This is a genomic window from Enterococcus sp. DIV1368b (genome assembly GCF_050529595.1).
In the GTDB taxonomy this organism is placed as follows: domain Bacteria; phylum Bacillota; class Bacilli; order Lactobacillales; family Enterococcaceae; genus Enterococcus_B; species Enterococcus_B mundtii.
The window spans coordinates 1,737,711-1,755,238 of record NZ_CP172883.1 but is presented as its reverse complement, the minus strand read 5'-3'; the positions used below and the strand labels follow the sequence as shown (position 1 = coordinate 1,755,238).

The following is a 17,528-nucleotide window of genomic DNA, read 5'->3' as shown; positions in this document are numbered from 1 at the left end:
ATAGTTTCTTGCGAATCAACGCAAGTTAAGGGGTGAAGACCATGTATGATAATCCAAGTGGTAATGAGACTGTACGCTGTTCTTTTTGTGGTAAAACACAGGAAGAAGTAAAGAAAATCGTAGCAGGTCCGGGGGTCTACATCTGTAACGAATGTATCGACCTATGTAAAGAAATCATTGATGAAGAATTTTACGAAGAAGCAGTACGAGAGTTTACTGAAGTACCGAAACCTTCTGAGATTCTTGAAGTATTGGATAATTATGTGATTGGACAAGAACGTGCAAAACGTTCATTGGCTGTAGCTGTTTACAATCACTATAAGCGTGTCAATCAAGAAGCACAAGACAACGATGATGTCGAATTGCAAAAAAGCAATATCTGCCTGATCGGTCCAACTGGTTCAGGTAAAACATTCTTGGCGCAAACATTAGCAAAAACATTGAATGTACCATTTGCCATTGCTGATGCAACAAGTTTGACAGAAGCGGGTTATGTAGGTGAAGATGTAGAAAATATCTTATTGAAACTTTTGCAATCTGCTGATTACAATGTTGAACGTGCGGAAAAAGGAATCATCTACATCGATGAGATCGACAAAATTGCACGTAAAAGCGAAAATGTATCGATCACACGAGATGTATCAGGGGAAGGCGTACAACAAGCCTTACTGAAAATCTTGGAAGGGACAGTTGCCAGTGTGCCGCCACAAGGTGGACGCAAACATCCTCATCAAGAATTCATCCAAATCGATACGACGAATGTGTTGTTCATTGTCGGTGGTGCGTTTGATGGCATCGAAACAATCGTAAAAAATCGTATGGGCGAGAAAACGATTGGTTTCGGTACACAAAACCAAAAACTTTCAGAAAATGAAAGTGTCATGCAACATATCATTCCTGAAGATCTATTGAAGTTCGGCTTGATCCCAGAGTTTATCGGACGCTTACCTGTAATGGCTGCGTTAGAAAAACTAACAACCGACGATTTAGTTCGTATCTTGACGGAACCGAAAAATGCGTTAGTGAAACAATACCAAAAATTACTTTCACTAGATGACACTGCTTTAGAATTTGAACCAGAAGCACTAAAAGCCATTGCGAAAAAAGCAATTGAGCGCAATACTGGTGCACGTGGCTTACGTTCGATCATCGAAGAAATCATGATGGATGTCATGTTTGATATTCCTTCTGATGAAACGATCGAAAAAGTGATCATTACAAAAGAAGCTGCCGAACTTACCGGCAAACCAACAGTTATTTACAAAGACTCAGAAAAAAAAGCGGGATAAAATGAAAGGAGCAGTCGTGAAAGTTTTAGAAGCTTTTTCGACTACTCCTTTTCATTCTGTCGAAGAAAGTGGAGGGGGAGTGAGCCACTTTGCCGCTTTGAAGGAGAGAGAGCATATGAAAGTCCATCATGCGGATATTGTGATCAGTGCTGTTGCACCGAAACAATATCCAGAAACAGATCTACCAGAGATTGCCTTAGCAGGTCGCTCAAATGTCGGGAAATCTTCCTTTATCAATACGCTGATCGATCGAAAGAATCTCGCTCGTACATCAGGTAAACCAGGGAAAACACAAACCCTGAATTTTTATCTGATCGAAAATGCGCTGCATTTTGTCGATGTTCCAGGCTATGGTTACGCGAAAGTTTCTAAAACAGAGCGTGCGAAGTGGGGACAGATGATCGAAACTTATTTGACATCTAGAGAACAATTAAAAGCAGTCGTGTCACTGGTGGATGTTCGCCATAAACCATCACAAGAAGATATCCAAATGTATGAATTCTTGAAATACTATGATATCCCAGTGATCGTTGTTGCGACAAAAGCGGATAAGATCCCTCGTGGAAAATGGAACAAACACGAAAGTGAAATTAAAAAAGCGTTGAATTTTGATCGCAATGACACATTCATTTTATTTTCTTCTGTAACCAAACAAGGAAAAGAAGAAGCGTGGAAAGCCATCGAAGACGCGATCAGCGAGTAAACAAATAAGACTTGATACTTAGGTTGAAAGGCGAACTTTCAAAAAGCTAAGGTATCAAGTCTTTTTTGTTTATTTCTTTTTTTTGTCTTTTTTTGGGTCACTCTTTGGTTTTAAAAAACGGTCGATCTCTTCTTTCGAAGCAGCTGTTTTTTCCGGATCAACGCCAAAAGATTCAAATAGTTTGTCTAAATTGTCTGTACGCTCAAATTTCAATCCCATGTTTATCACCTCTTTCTTTATTTTAACATGCTCCTCCTCAATCGGTGGCATAAGACGAAAAGTTTTAGTTTTTTTTTATTATTCGTTATAATTTGATTATAAATAGATTTGAGAGAGGTGAGAAATGTGGTGACGAAAGAAAAAATGATGCTCCGTCTCGTCTTGACCAGAGATCGTACGAACGAAAAAGAAGAAGCCTATGATTGGTCCATGCTTACTCGTATCTTGCTTACCCCTGATTTTTACCAATCCTCTCGTCATACGAAAGAACCATATACCTTTATTGCAGTAAAAAAAGCCTTAGAAGAAATCTCTGATGAAGAAATCGGTTGGTTGGAAATTTATGCGAATGGTATTACTTGCCGTTTTGAATTTGGCTATCATCATCTCCAAATTGATTATCAGTTTTTATGGCAGACATTTCAAAAAAATGAATCGGTGATTCGAAACTATCTTCAAATTAAAATGCAAAAAAATGGTATTTTTGCTTACATTAGAAGTGTCGAAGAATATTTGTATCATAATACGAAAGAAATCGAAAAGCGTTTATCCTTTGAATCTGCCGAGAACATCGAGAAGTTACCTAAAATCAAAGGGCGAAATGGACAGATCGAGGTAGATTGTAACCAGTTTTCCGGTTATGATCTAATCGTGGAAGGGCGTTGTTTTACTTCTTGTTGGGAAATGTATTATAGTCAATATTACTATCGATTGATTCCTAAAGAGATTTTTTTGGAAATGCAACAGGTAGAGAAAGTCACCCAATATGAGAATCAAGTAATTGGTATCCAGTTGTATCGCGACCCATTTCGTTGGCAATGTGAAGCAAATTTAAAATTTCAACAATACTATCGAGATCAATTAGGCTTTGATCATTTGTCGTGGGATAATGGCGTTGGTTTACTGAAAGAGCCATTTGTCGAGTATGCCTATACGCAGGATTCCTTACAAGCTGTCCAATATCAAAATCACTTGATGCAACCAACAGAAAAGAAGAAAGCTACATTTTTCGTAACAAGAAGCTATGATTTTGCTACTTACGATTACAAAGAAAAAAGAGCGAGAGGTGTCCTTAATCGTCAAGCATTTTTTCCATGGGTCGATGAAAGCCATAGCCAGTTGATCTGTTATAAAGTAATCGATCCAACATTCATGTTAGACAAGGGGATCGATGCTTATAGTTATTATATCAATGAATACTTGAATGTCGAAGCCCCCGATGAAATGTACCAAGACTATTTGACCTCATTACGTATTTACTTGCCGACTAAGTTTTTAGCTGATTTTCCCATCGAAGAGATCCGCAATCGATTATCAGAGATCCAATTCAAACGAATCCGCAAGAGAAGAGGACGTTTAAGCTTTGACGCAGTACAAGGAAAAAAACGTCTCCGGGTCGTCTTATTAGATCAAGCTGAATTGTCTGGGAATCTATTGATGCAGAAAAATTAGCTCATTTCAATCGTTTGCAAGAAAAGCTGGATCGTGCTGAGACGATCAGAAAATTGAAAACGTAAGCTAGTTTAAAACCTAAAATGTCAGAAGGCATCCACAAAAAGTGAAGCATGATTTTGTGGATGCCTTCTTATTGTAGTTGAAGTTATTTGTAGATTCAGGATTTTATCGTTTTTGAATGTTTTTGAATGAATCTTGTTGAATGTTAAATCAAAATATGCTAGAATCTATCGTGAGGTGATCGTGGAAATGCTTACAGAAGAACGTAAACAGAAAATCCTACAACTATTGGAACAACATAAAATTGTCAAATCCCAAGAGTTAGTAGTCTTGTTAGATGCTTCTGAATCAACGATTAGACGGGATCTTCAAGAGTTAGAAGATGAAGGGTTATTGCAACGTATCCATGGAGGAGCAAAAAAAGAGGATCTTTTAGGTTTTGAACAAAACATGAGCGAGAAAACGCTCAAAAACGTTCATGAGAAACAAGTGATTGCACGATTAGCAGCAGAACTGGTGAATGATGAAGAAGTCATTTATCTTGATGCAGGATCAACTACGTTAGAGATGATCCCCTTTTTAAAAGATAAACGGATCACTGTTGTAACTAACTCAGTAAAACATGCTGCTGCGCTAGTTGATCTACAAGTTTCAACGATCGTCCTAGGGGGGCAAGTGAAACTCTCAACGAATGCAGTATTAGGAGCTAATACACTTGGCCAATTACGGGATTACCATTTTAATAAAGCATTTATGGGAATGAATGGCGTTCATCTTGAACGTGGATTCACTACCCCAGATCCAGAAGAAGCAGCGGTCAAACGCTTAGCAATTACAAATGCCCAAGATAGTTATGTTTTACTTGACCATACGAAGTTCAATAAGCAAACCTTTGTTTCTGTTGCACCACTGCAAGATGCCACGATCATAACCGAGCGTTGTCCACTAGAATTTCTTGACGACTACAGTGAACGGACGACAATTAAGGAGGCAAATCAATGATTTATACAGTAACGCTTAATCCATCCATCGATTTTATCGTACGAGTAGATGGATTAAAACTCGGTGATTTAAATCGAATGACCGAAGATTTCAAAGTCCCTGGAGGAAAAGGGATCAATGTTTCTCGTCTATTGAAGCGAATCGATTCTGATTCGACCGCTTTAGGATTTCTTGGTGGTTTCACTGGGAATTTTATTTCTGACTGGTTGAAAGAAGAACAAATCGCGACAGCTTTTACACAAGTGGAAGAAGATACACGGATCAACATCAAACTTAAGTCTGATTCTGAAACAGAGATCAATGGACAAGGACCAACAATCTCAGATCAAGCCATTGAACGTTTGAAAGCAGAATTAGCAACAGTTGGAGCAGACGATATCGTGGTATTGTCAGGAAGCGCACCTGCGAGTTTACGTGCGGGATTCTATCAAGAATTGATTGAGATCATCCGTGAAAAAGGTGCTGAGTTTGTGATCGACACCACCGGCGATGATTTGAAAGAAGCATTAAAAAAAGAACCGTTATTGATCAAACCAAACAATCACGAACTAGCTGAATTGTATGATGTGACATTCCATTCCGTTGAAGATATCATTCCTTATGGCAAGAAATTACTAGCAGAAGGAGTAAAAAATGTGTTGATCTCAATGGCTGGGGACGGTGCTTTATTGTTTACAAAAGAAGGAACCTACCGTTCAAATGTATTAGTTCGACCATTGAAAAATTCAGTGGGTGCCGGAGACTCGATGATTGCTGGTTTTATCGGTTCATATAGCAAACATAGAGATGCGGTAGAAGCCTTCAAGTGGGGCGTGGCATGTGGAAGTGCAACTGCTTTTTCGGATGATTTAGCGGTTCGTTCATTCATTGATGAATTATTACCAGAAGTAGAAATAACAAAAATTGATTAATATCGTGGGGGATAAATCATGGAAATCAAAGACTTAATGATCAAAGATGCGATGATCATGGATCTACAGGCAACTGATAAAAAAGGCGCCATCGATGAAATGGTCCAAAAAATGTATGATGCAGGTCGTATCTCAGATATCGAAACTTATAAACAAGGGATCTTAGCTCGTGAAGCTCAAACATCCACTGGGTTGGGCGATGGCATTGCAATGCCACATGCGAAGAATGCGGCTGTCAAAGAAGCAACAGTTTTGTTTGCGAAAAGTAATAAAGGCGTGGATTATGAAGCACTAGATGGTCAACCAACTTTCTTATTCTTTATGATCGCCGCACCAGAAGGAGCAAACGACACACATTTGCAAGCATTAGCTGCTTTATCACGTTTGTTGATCGATCCAGATTTTGTTGGAAAATTAAAAGAAGCAGGAACATCGGAAGAGGTCCAAGAATTATTCCAAACAGCGGAACAACAAAAAGAAGCAGAAGCGGTAGCGGAACAAGAAGAAGCAGCACAAACAGCGACTTCTTCTAATAAAAAATTTGTTGTTGCAGTTACTGCATGTCCAACAGGGATCGCCCATACTTACATGGCTGAAGATGCGTTGAAGAAAAAAGCCAAAGAGATGGGTGTTGAGATCAAAGTTGAAACAAACGGTTCAGAAGGAATCAAAAACCGTTTAACTGCTGAAGATATTGCCCGTGCAGATGGCGTTATCGTTGCGGCTGATAAAAAAGTCGAAATGAATCGTTTTGACGGAAAAGAATTAGTCAATCGTCCAGTAAGTGACGGTATTCGAAAAACGGAAGAATTGATCAACTTAGCTGTCAGTGGTTCAGCACCAGTTTTCCATGGTGATGGAAAAGAAAATTCTTCTGACGAAGGAAATGCAGATGGAACGATCGGCCAACGAATCTATAAAGATTTGATGAATGGTGTTTCTCACATGTTACCATTCGTTATCGGTGGTGGGATCGCCATTGCATTATCATTTATGGTCGACCAGTTCATGGGTGTACCACAAGATCAATTAGCCAACCTTGGGAATTACAACCAAGCAGCAAGTTGGTTCAATCAAATTGGACAAGCCGCATTTGGCTTTATGTTACCAGTTTTAGCAGGGTTCATTGCTTCAAGTATTGGTGACCGTCCTGGATTGATCGTTGGTTTTGCAGCGGGAGCATTAGCAAATGCTGGCGGTGCTGGGTTCTTGGGTGCCTTGATTGGTGGTTTCTTGGCAGGTTACGTGATCGTCTTCTTACGTAAATTATTCAAAAACTTACCTAAGTCACTGGAAGGAATCAAAACGATTCTATTCTATCCTGTATTCGGATTGTTGATTACCGGTTTCTTGATGTTGATGGTCAATGTACCGATGAAAGCACTCAATGATGGTTTGAATAGTTTCTTATCTGGACTTAGCGGTTCGAATGCTGCATTATTAGGTGCATTACTTGCTGGGATGATGGCTGCCGATCTAGGTGGACCAATCAATAAAGCAGCATATGTGTTCGGTACAGCAACATTAGCAACCACTGTCGCAACGGGTGGTAGTGTTGTGATGGCTTCCGTTATGGCGGGAGGAATGGTTCCACCATTAGCTATCTTCGTTGCAACACGTTTATTCAAAAATAAATTCAGTAAAACAGACCAAGATGCTGGCTTGACAAACATTGTTATGGGGCTCTCTTTCGTAACCGAAGGATCGATTCCATTCGCCGCAGCTGATCCAATCAGAGCAATTCCAAGTTTCATTATTGGTTCTGCATTGACAGGTGGTTTAGTGGGAGCTTTTGGTATCAAATTGCTAGCACCACATGGCGGGATCTTCGTTGTCTTCTTACTAAGTCATCCGATTATGTATCTTGTATTTATTTTAATTGGTGCAGTGGTCTCCGGTATTATCTATGGTTGGCTAAGAAAAGCACCTGCCGCTGTTGAAGCTTGATATAGTATAGTTGTTTAATAGAAATAGTCGAATCTTACTAAAGTATAATTCTTTAGTAAGATTCTTTTTTTTAAAAAAAACACTATACCAAATAAGTTGACTTATTACTTCTTTTCATAGTATCATCGTTTTGCAATCAAAATCTAATCTATCTAATTTTTTCTTTTTTAAAAAATATGTGGAGGTAATTATGATTATAATGAATAAAATATCTATATTACTAGTTTTTTTTTATTTAAGTCTATTACCAATCGTTCATTATTACGCTGGAGATATACAATTTGAAGTCAATGATTCTCATGAAGCAGGAGAAGATATCCATCATTTTGAACATTCAAAAAATAACGAAAAAGAACAAGGGCTATCTATTCAAAAGGAAGAAATTCTATCAGATTTAGAAAATGGAACCGAGTGGGAAACGTTTGACTATGTGATGACTGATGATGTGAATAATCATGGATTTGAACAAATTGAATCCTTGAATGGGCTTGGGACTGAAGGAAATCCCTATACTGCTGGAACAGCTACTGAATTACGTGATGTGCTAAGAGCAATCAATTCAAGTCCTTCAAATGGCGTTTATCATATTGTTCTGACGAATCATATCTTGTACCAAGATTCAGATGTCTTTGAGATAAGAAGAAATTTAGTGGTCGACGGGCAGGGATTTCACATGCTTTACTCTAATAGTTCTAGTAGTACAGCGATTAATACGGGATATCGAATCCAAAGATCTGGGGTACATGTGACACTTAGAAATATGAATTTTGGAAGCAATAGCATGACAGATGCCGCTGGAAGAATCTATGACAACAATACCTACTATGGAATTATTGGATCTGGAAATGTATCAGGAATAAACTTTACGGCAGTTTTTGAAGATGTTGATTATTATGCAAGAACAGGTGCGCAACCACTTTTGTCTTGGAATCAAGAGTCGACGTTTATATTTAAAGGAGAGAACCATTTTACTAGTCGAGCAGGAACAAATAGCCAGGAATTTATGGAAGGTTATAATCTTGTTTTTGGTTCAGGTACAAAAACAACGATTGATCATCAAACGGAAATCGATTCAGGATTTATTCATGGATTTGGTACTGGAGGTTCGAATGGAGGTAATAGGCGAATAGAAGTCGTGATCGAAGAAGAGGCAGAAGTGTCAATTCTTTCATCAAAGCAAAACTTGACACATGGTGCACCATTGATTTTTACAATCGCTGACAACGCAAAATTCTTCTATCGACAAACAGCGAATCGGGCACTTAATTTTTCCGATTCACATGCTACAACGATCAATATCAGTAGAGACGCTCAAACAACATTCTTAAGCAACGGCCCGATCAATTCAGGTAATTCAGTAACTTTCAATGTCGATGAACCGGAGTTTATCCATTTTGAAAATGTCGGTACAACCAATCGATTATTCGCCCGAGATATGACGCTCAATCGCTTAGATGGTGTTCCAGGTGTTACTGGAGATTACCAGATTAATTATCTTGATCATGACCAAGGCTTAGGGAAAAAGCAAATACCAGGAAGGGCGACACAAATCTTGGCAGACAATCAGTTTAGTCTCATAGGGTTGCGACAAGCGATTTATCAAAGAGGTGTTCATTTTACGTGGGACAGCATTCCAAATGTACAGATCGGCAAAAGTGAACTATTGACTACGATTCATCCAACAAGTCAGATTATTAAAGAGGTCCGCTATAAGCTTAGCACTGAACGTCTTTGGAGTGGAGATTCGGTGACCTCACCTGCTGCCCAAGATGCGATTACACAAGCAAACCCGGATACACCAGGAGTGATGGCAGTCGAAAATACAAAAAGCTTGTCTTGGCAGAATGAACAATTACGGGCAGGTACGTATTATGTGTATGTCCAAGTGATTTTTCAACAGATGGCTGACGGAGCGGTTGCAGGGCAAGAGATGGAGCCCTTATCGATTGAGAGTTTATGGGAGGAAAAAGAAGTGATGATTGTCCGCAGTCCGATACATGTAGAAGTGCCTCTGAAAAAGATATTTGAAGTTCGTGAAGCTGGAACTTTTCATCAAGAGGAACATAGCCAACCAATCATTACCCATAGTAATTTTACCATTGATTTTACAGTGACACATATTGCTGATCACTCGATTGATCCGACAATTTCATTGGTTGTTCAGATACCAGAAGTGGAGGGGGATCATTTGTTATTGAAGTTGAGTACAAATGATGGTCAAGCATTTGGGCCGTTGATTGTAGGTGAAAATCGACCGGAAGCGATCACATTAGAACCGTTCTTAAAAGATCCATTAGAACTTTTCTTAAAAGGTGAATTCGCTGGATCGATTTTCAAGAAACATGAAACAGATTTTAGATTGACTTATACTTTGACAGCAAAAGGAGACGTGGATTAATGGAAATAGGGATGAATAAACGAAAGAAAACTCTGATTATTATATTGGTAAGTCTATTATTACTGATTAGTGGTTGGCTGATTTATCGATATTACTTTCAAAAAACACCTGAACCAGTGACACTTGTCAGCGGGGAATTCCTTCCAGATGGAAAAGATGCGCAACGAATCTCAGAAGAAGAGTTGTTAGAATTATCGCAAACAGCAGTTGATAGAAGTAAATTCAATCTAATGATTTCACCAGAGGCGACGTTTAATCACCGAACGCTGCAAGGTGAATTGATGATCAAGAACCCACTTGAAAATGGCCATCCCATCAATGTGGAAATACGAAAACAGAGTAATGATGAACTTGTTTATACATCTGGCGCAATCCAGCCAGGGTATGAAATAAAAGAGGTAACACTTGAACAGTCACTGGAGAAAGGAGAACATCCATCTGTAGCAATGTTTAGCTTATACGATCCAGATACGAATCAGAAAAAAGGACAAGTAGCAGCTGGAGTAACACTAGTCATCGAATAAAAAATACATTAGATAGGGGAATATTAGGATGAAAAAGAAATTATTAGCAAGTGTATTCGTTTTAGGAACAACTGCGGGAGCGTTTGCACCAACGACGATTTTAGCATCGGATGTTATTGGAGAACCAACGGCAGATATTCAAATTAACGGTTCTTTGGGGTTGGACAATACAGATCCTGAAGAAGAAATCGAAGAAGGTGATACAAATTGGATCAATGTCACACTGGACACTGCGACAATTTTTTATAATCTTGCAGGCACAACCAGCATAAATTCACCAACCTACAATATCGCCAATAATTCTGGTCGACCAGTAGCAGTGTCTGTTAAAAATTTTGCAAGCAATTCTGGCGATTATTCCGCTATCTCTGCCTTAGATATTGTTTCGCCATCACCTTTATCAGCGTCAAGAAGATTGATCGCCAACGGTCAACTGCAAGATTTCACACCTGAATCATCCGGAGTGATATTCACTTTAGCAAATCGTGAGGGGAGATTGACAGCTACTGGTGATACATCAAACCCGACCTCTACTACTTTTAGCTATAGTGGTGCTGTCACATCAGCTAATATTTCAGAAGCAAATCCATCATTTACACTGACACTTCAATTAGACGCCGTGAACTTTTAATCCTAAGTTAGAGGAGATACTATGAGTACTACGACGATTGAATTGAATGGGAGGCTAGGTGTAGAAACACCGACACTTGCACCAGTACCCGAAGAATCGCCTACAACCGAAAGAAATCAGGTGGCCCGTACAGAAGTGAAGGTGGTTCAACCAATGCCACAGACAAATGATCAAACAGGTATATATCTTTCACTTTTAGGATTCGTGTTGATTTTTATGATCGTAGGGGGATTGTTTCTGAGACATCAATTGGACAATACTTGATTCAAGAAATAAAACTTACAAAACAAATCCTTAAAAATCCAAATCATTAGGTATTGAGAAGGTTTTAAGTAAAAAGAGCAGAAAGAAGATTAACATCTCTTTTCTGTTCTTTTTTCGTCATAGAAAAGACCTTAGGGCGGTCACATGCTTGCTTCAATTGAAATGTAAACACTATTGAAAACCTGTTGTGAATAGAGCGATTCCATATATCGAAAACAGCCATTCATTCGTAACGTTTTATTTTAATTTGAATAAAAGATATCGTACTAGTAACATATCGTACTGATTTGAATTCTCCCAATGACAAAAATCGGTTGACTCGATAGATAGATTTCATGCGGCACTTATTACATAAATAACCTTGGAAAAAATGAGTCTCATCTATGAGACTAAAAAATTATTTGTTATTTTTTGTATTATTTTGACCATCCATAAATAGTGATCAAGTGTGAATGGTTCGGCTGTTTAGCTAAAATAATACCTCTCTTAACATTTTTATAGAGGGAAATTAATTTTTTGTTGTTTATATAACAATCGTTTTCAGCGTTTTGCCATAGAACATGTTTTGACTATAAATAAAGGAGTGTAGTATCATTATTTTGCAATCTTTTTATAATCTAATTTTAATCAATATAGATAAGCACGAAAAACAAGTAAAAATTTACTAGATTATTGTTCGTGATCTAATTGTCTATAAAGGGCAAGGCTTGCTTGAATCAATATGAAGGTTTTCATATGACTATTATGATCAAAATAACTCAAATAAATAAAATCAAGATTATCAGCGGGAGGAAATTGTCAAAAAAAGGGGAATAGGTGAGTTGCTACAAAGGGAATCGGCTTTAGATGGATGAAGAGTTGTGACAGAATTGTCCACAAAAATGATTGAAAAAATATTATATGTTCATCAAATGAATAAAATGTGCGTCATCTATTAATTGTTACAGTGATTCTTCAAGGGATTTCCTTTTAGAGAAGCCATTGAAACTCTATTTAAGAGTGCATTATTCAGAATTTAGTCATCGAAGACATGGAGTCAGCTGAGAATTTTAGTATCAATTGACTTCGCGATGATCTGAGACAAACAGTAGGAAAAGGAGGTCGTTATGAAAAAAATATCACGTTTACTTATTGTTGTTTCTATTATTTGTTTTACTAGCTCAACGATGAGTCATCATTTTGCTCTAACGGAGACATTTGAAAGCGACAAACCATTAACAGTAAACAATTCGGAAAGTATAAGCTCGGATGATTCATTAAATATACCAACAGAAGATGATAGCTGGTCGTATGAAGAAACAAACGAAGGCCCTACAGACGCTCAAAAAAACTTTTCCGATAAAAACGATGAGAATGTTATACCAGAAACATTTTTAAATGATAGCTCTGATCAGCCAATTACTGCCCATGCAGGAAACGGAACTGAGATTGATCCTTATTTGGTAGGTTCTCAGGCCGAAATGATCAGCGCTTTGGCTATGATTCAAAATGATCCTGGTACTGGGACCTATTATATTGAGTTAACGGGCAATATTATTTATGAAGGAGCCACCATTGTTTTTAATATTTACAAAGACGTAGTAATTGATGGGAAAGGCTATTATGTATTGCATGATAATGTCAGCCCTTCTAGAGCTGAAAGATTATTCAATGTGGCTGTGGCAGGATTAAGTGTTACACTCAGGAACATGAATATTGGCAGTGATACACTGATGGATGGTAACGGTATACTTTACAACAAAAACCCCTCTCGTTTGATCTATAGAGAAAGTGTCAGTCCATCTTCTATTTATGATGTATCTGTAATTATTGAAAATATCAATTACTATGGAACAGTCTATTTTGATGTGATTTACGCAGCAAGAGTGACATTTAAAGGGCATAATTCATTTAGAAATGCGGGAAGATTTGTCATCAACCAGCAAGTATTCTTTGCGGAAAATTCCACAACTGCAATTTATGCGATGCAACCTTCAAGTTCTATGATAGATTACTGTTTTTACCTGAGTAATTCTAGTTTAAACGAACCATTTGTCATTGACAGAAATGCCGAATTATCCATAGTAACACCTACTCCTAAAGCAATATCTGCAATAAATTCTATTAGGATGGATATAAGAACCGAGGCGAGACTATTTGTTTATACGACGCACCCGACAGCTATTTCATCCTATATGATTTATCACACTCAATATTCTAGTGCTGTTGGTACAATGATACTAGTTGGACCAAACGCTACTGTCGTACATGAGAGTCAAACGATGATCGGCAATTCTTATACATTTATGGCTGATAAACCGAAGTATATCCTTTTTAGAGCAGCAGCAAGACAAACATTAACTGGAAGAGGGATATTTGCAGTTAATCGACTTGATACAGCAAGTGAATTTGGTGGTCATTACCAAGTTAGCTATAGGGTCGCCAATACTCAACTTGGCAATTTAAGTGTATTTCCAAATACCACAGTATCGAGGGATTTAACTACTGTCTATAGTGGTGGTTCAGGCACTTATGATATTATCTATCAGCCGAATTTTGTGATTGACGAGATTCAAGTAGAACCAGAGGTGGGTATAGATATAAGTAATTTAACCACTACCATCAATACAACGATTCCGCCTGAGCGACCGCTAACAAAGCACGATTTCAAATTAAGTAAGCAACGGTTGTGGACAGGTAGTTCAGTCAATAATCAAACAGCACAAACTCAAATCAACAATGCTACCCTTACAACGAATGGAATGGTTGCTGTTCGATCTTCACCTACTGAAAGCTTATGGCAAGAGCAAAAACTTTATGCTGGCACCTATTATGTCTACGTGAAAGTAACTGGTCAACTACATGAAAATCCTGAACTAGCACATTTACCAAGTGAAAGCTTTTGGTATGAAGTCGTTATCGAGGTGCCAAAAAGTCCATTAAATGTCGAAGTTCCTTTAGAAAAAATTTTTAAAATTCGTGAAGAAGGGCAATTTGATACGATTGCATCCTCTCAACCGATTATCAGCCACAGTAATTTTCCGATCAATTTAACGGTAACCGAAGTCGTGGAACATGCCACAGCTTCACCTGTGACATTGGTGAATGAAATTCTATCTGGCGCAAACAAACAGCTACGTTTGCACTTAGGGACGACGAATAACCAAGATTCTGGTTCTCTAGTTGTGGGACTGAATCAAGCGTCTCCCATTGAAATACTCCCATTTTTAGATAATCCGTTGCATTTGTATCTCAAGGGAGAATATGCTGGGTCACTCCAGCAAAAACATGAGGTCAGCTATTCATTTGTTTATCAGTTGACCGCGAAATAATCAAGCAAAAATGAGCAGATGATCAGTCGAAACGTTTGATTTTTATAGATATAAGGGGAACATTTAAAGCTGGTTATCTTTGAATAGAGAGAGGTAAGGAATATTATGGAGACAAATATAGAGTTAAAAGGCGAATTAGGTATCGTGGATAGTCGACCGCCGACTGAAGAAAGTAAACCACCCCCTGGAGAAAGTCAGCCATCAACAGAGGAGAGTAGTTCTTCTGAGGAGCGCACATCAACGACGGATTCAACGAGGACAGATGAGCAACTTGAACAAATAAACGATACAAACACAGCAATTCGAACAGATATCCAAGGGAGTACCCAAATACCGATCAAAGTCGAAACGCAAACGATTGATTATTTTCCAAAAACCAATGAACAATCGGAACCTTTAGTTGTGACGTGGGTAGGTATTTTCCTTGTGTTTGCTGTGATCAGCTATCGAATTATTGATCGTAAAATGAACAAATGATTTAGTGGAGACAGCGATTGAAACTGAACTGATTTTTTAGTTATTTATGTCATCGCTTACAGGCTGGTCATCATTAAACTGAATAATGAAGTGAATAACTAGTGAAGAGTATCAGGAGTTTTCAGATAAAAAAGGGTGAACTGGCTTATAGTAAGCGTTGAACTCTCTATGAATCAATAAAAAAATCTCATACATGGAGGTAAATATGAAACAACATAAAAGGTGGCTTATCTATTGGACATTTTTGTTGTTCACTCAACTATTATTTTTGAATCAATTAGTTTACGCTGAAACTGATTTAGTAGATGGAAAAACTGAATCAAGTATTGTACAAAGCGGACAGAGGGACCCTGATCTTTTGGGAAGTGATCGCAATTCAGTAAATGATAATGGAGAAGGGACTCTATCAGAATCTAATCAAGTGGCTAGAGCATATGGTGGAAGTGGGACAGAAACCGATCCTTATACAGTAGCTTCCCGAGACGATTTGATTGCTGCGTTAAATGCGATAAATACCGATGCCGGTAGCGGACCTTATCATATTAAATACACTGCTAATATTCTTTTTTACGCTTCAGGTGTCCATGATATTCATAAAGATATCATCATTGACGGGCAAGGGTTTTACATGCATTCTTCCAATGCCAACCAAGGATCTTATCTCTTTCGAGTGCAAGTCCCAAACGTAAATGTAACCATCAAAAATCTTAATTTTGGTAAAAAGGGCTATCTAATTCCTGGAGGGTCAGAGATAAGTTTGCTTCCTACATCTGGAATATTGACTTCTGCTAATGTGTCCATTCCGTTTCATTTAAGTGTAGAAAATATTACGATTTATACAAATTATGGTGGTCGTCGATTTTTTACTAACAACCAAGAATCTACAATTACTTTTTACGGAGAAAATATAATCACTATTGATGGTTCTTTTCTTCCAATCTATAGTTCGATGATCGACATGTGGCATGTGACATTTGCAGAAAATTCTAAAACGTATCTGATTTCTGATGATAGACTCGTTAATTCAGCGATATTTAGTACTCAATTAGCAACCGGTCAAAGTTCGGCTGATCAAAGATTACAAATTCAACTAGAAGATCGTTCGGAAGTAATCATTAATGCCAATATTCCTCAGTTAGGCATTACCCCTGTGGGATATGATCTATTTATAGGAGAAGGCAGTAAGCTAAGTTATGAAAGTGAGGGGTTAATGGAATTTGGGTTTGCCAAGCAGTCTTCAACCACGGTGTCGGAGATAAATGTTGCTAAAGATGCACAGTTGACTTTCAGCACTTACTCCACGTTTAATCCCCTTCTAACGCCTAGTTCTAAAGTCTTGTTTAATGTGAATGAGCCTGAATTGATCAGGTTCAAAAAAAGAAGTACGTCAGTAACTAGTTCAATTAGTAGTGGAATAGAAAAAATTCAAATCAACCGTTTAGATGGGCAATCTGGAGAAATCGGTGGCTATCAATTCAATGCGCAGGATCGGTATAATCAACCGATTTCGAAAGATATTGCGACAGAACAACTTGTTGATTTGTATACGCTTGGTATAACGAATGAAGTGATTTACCAAAAAAAATTCGATATTCCAACAGTTGAGACTAGTCCAGAGGTTGATTTAGATGTGAGTGAACTGACCACGACAATTGAGACGGTGACACCAAGCAACCGCCCGTTGACGAATCATCAATTTATACTGAGTAAAGAACCGCTTTGGTCAGGGATGTCCATCAACACAGAGGCGGCTCAATCGCAGATTACTAGTACTACCCCTGCAACTAGTGGTGTAGTAGCAATTGAAACTTCAGAGACTGAAAGAACTTGGAAACAAGAAAAATTACGCGCTGGCACCTACTATGTCTATGTGAAAGTAACAGGAATCATGCAAGAAGATCCAGAACTTCAGAAATACTTAAGTCAAAGTTTGTGGAAGGAATTCGTAGTTGATGTGCCTAAGAGTGTGCTGAGTGTGGAAGTACCTTTGGAGAAATTCTTTACTGTCCGTGAAGCAGGAGAATTTGATGAACTGGCCGCCGCCCAACCAATCATCAGCCATAGTAATTTTCCAATCGGTTTTTCAGTGACTGAAGTAATTGACCATTCAATTGAAGAAACGCCAGTGACTTTAGTGAATAATGTAGTGCAAGACGCCCATAAACATTTACGTCTTCATTTAGCAGCGACAAATGGGCAACATTCTGGGCCATTGATTCTTGGTGAAAATCAATCAGATTCAATTGAAGTATTGCCTTTTCTTGAGAATCCCTTAAAACTATACCTTAAAGGAGAATATTCTGGTCCCATGACGGATAAACATGATGTGAGATACCGGTTCATCTACAAACTAAGCGCTCAAAGTTGAACTTAGTAAATAGATGTTGCCATGTACGG

Annotated in this window: 14 protein-coding genes; 13 read left to right on the top strand and 1 reads right to left on the bottom strand. The window is 38.2% G+C overall.

The features are described 5' to 3' along the window. The first annotated feature begins 41 nt into the window (after positions 1-41). Both clpX and yihA read left to right on the top strand, forming a co-directional pair. Complete coding sequence (gene clpX, locus IGJ19_RS08090) at positions 42-1,289, top strand: ATP-dependent Clp protease ATP-binding subunit ClpX (RefSeq protein WP_071866262.1); 1,248 nt, start codon at positions 42-44, stop codon at positions 1,287-1,289. Between the two features lie 115 nt (positions 1,290-1,404). After that, entirely contained in the window at positions 1,405-1,992 is a 588-nt protein-coding gene (gene yihA, locus IGJ19_RS08085) for a ribosome biogenesis GTP-binding protein YihA/YsxC (protein WP_029594239.1), read from the top strand. Between the two features lie 69 nt (positions 1,993-2,061). On the opposite strand, the gene IGJ19_RS08080 is transcribed toward yihA, so the two are convergent. Further along, complete coding sequence (locus tag IGJ19_RS08080; RefSeq protein WP_181055308.1) at positions 2,062-2,211, bottom strand: SPJ_0845 family protein; 150 nt, start codon at positions 2,209-2,211, stop codon at positions 2,062-2,064. Between the two features lie 126 nt (positions 2,212-2,337). On the opposite strand from IGJ19_RS08080, the gene IGJ19_RS08075 reads away from it, so the two are divergent. From IGJ19_RS08075 to IGJ19_RS08025, 11 genes are all read left to right on the top strand, one after another. Next, the gene (locus IGJ19_RS08075; protein ID WP_430603635.1) at positions 2,338-3,663 is read left to right on the top strand and encodes a hypothetical protein; all 1,326 of its coding nucleotides are present in this window, start codon (positions 2,338-2,340) and stop codon (positions 3,661-3,663) included. A gap of 252 nt (positions 3,664-3,915) precedes the next feature. Next, the gene (locus IGJ19_RS08070; RefSeq protein ID WP_272017931.1) at positions 3,916-4,668 is read left to right on the top strand and encodes a DeoR/GlpR family DNA-binding transcription regulator; all 753 of its coding nucleotides are present in this window, start codon (positions 3,916-3,918) and stop codon (positions 4,666-4,668) included. After that, complete coding sequence (gene pfkB / locus IGJ19_RS08065) at positions 4,665-5,579, top strand: 1-phosphofructokinase (RefSeq protein ID WP_074799320.1); 915 nt, start codon at positions 4,665-4,667, stop codon at positions 5,577-5,579. The genes IGJ19_RS08070 and pfkB overlap by 4 nt, the downstream gene beginning before the upstream one ends. A gap of 18 nt (positions 5,580-5,597) precedes the next feature. Further along, positions 5,598-7,526, top strand: coding sequence for a PTS fructose transporter subunit IIABC (locus IGJ19_RS08060; RefSeq protein ID WP_430603632.1), 1,929 nt, complete (start codon positions 5,598-5,600; stop codon positions 7,524-7,526). 190 nt (positions 7,527-7,716) lie between these two features. Continuing rightward, positions 7,717-9,924 carry a hypothetical protein gene (locus IGJ19_RS08055; protein ID WP_430603630.1) on the top strand — a complete coding sequence of 736 codons (2,208 nt, stop codon included), beginning with the start codon at positions 7,717-7,719 and terminating at the stop codon, positions 9,922-9,924. After that, positions 9,924-10,448, top strand: coding sequence for a hypothetical protein (locus IGJ19_RS08050; protein ID WP_081355904.1), 525 nt, complete (start codon positions 9,924-9,926; stop codon positions 10,446-10,448). The genes IGJ19_RS08055 and IGJ19_RS08050 overlap by 1 nt, the downstream gene beginning before the upstream one ends. Before the next feature lie 28 nt (positions 10,449-10,476). Beyond that, positions 10,477-11,079, top strand: a complete 603-nt coding sequence (locus tag IGJ19_RS08045; protein ID WP_071866267.1) for a hypothetical protein — start codon at positions 10,477-10,479, stop codon at positions 11,077-11,079. 21 nt (positions 11,080-11,100) lie between these two features. Next, on the top strand, positions 11,101-11,343 hold the full coding sequence (locus IGJ19_RS08040) for an LPXTG cell wall anchor domain-containing protein (RefSeq protein WP_071866268.1): 243 nt from the start codon (positions 11,101-11,103) through the stop codon (positions 11,341-11,343). A gap of 1,106 nt (positions 11,344-12,449) precedes the next feature. Continuing rightward, complete coding sequence (locus IGJ19_RS08035) at positions 12,450-14,654, top strand: hypothetical protein (protein ID WP_430603627.1); 2,205 nt, start codon at positions 12,450-12,452, stop codon at positions 14,652-14,654. A gap of 105 nt (positions 14,655-14,759) precedes the next feature. Then, complete coding sequence (locus tag IGJ19_RS08030) at positions 14,760-15,131, top strand: hypothetical protein (protein ID WP_071866270.1); 372 nt, start codon at positions 14,760-14,762, stop codon at positions 15,129-15,131. 205 nt (positions 15,132-15,336) lie between these two features. Next, positions 15,337-17,499: a hypothetical protein gene (locus tag IGJ19_RS08025; RefSeq protein ID WP_430603626.1), complete on the top strand. Its 2,163-nt coding sequence runs from the start codon at positions 15,337-15,339 to the stop codon at positions 17,497-17,499. The last annotated feature ends 29 nt before the right edge of the window (positions 17,500-17,528 follow it).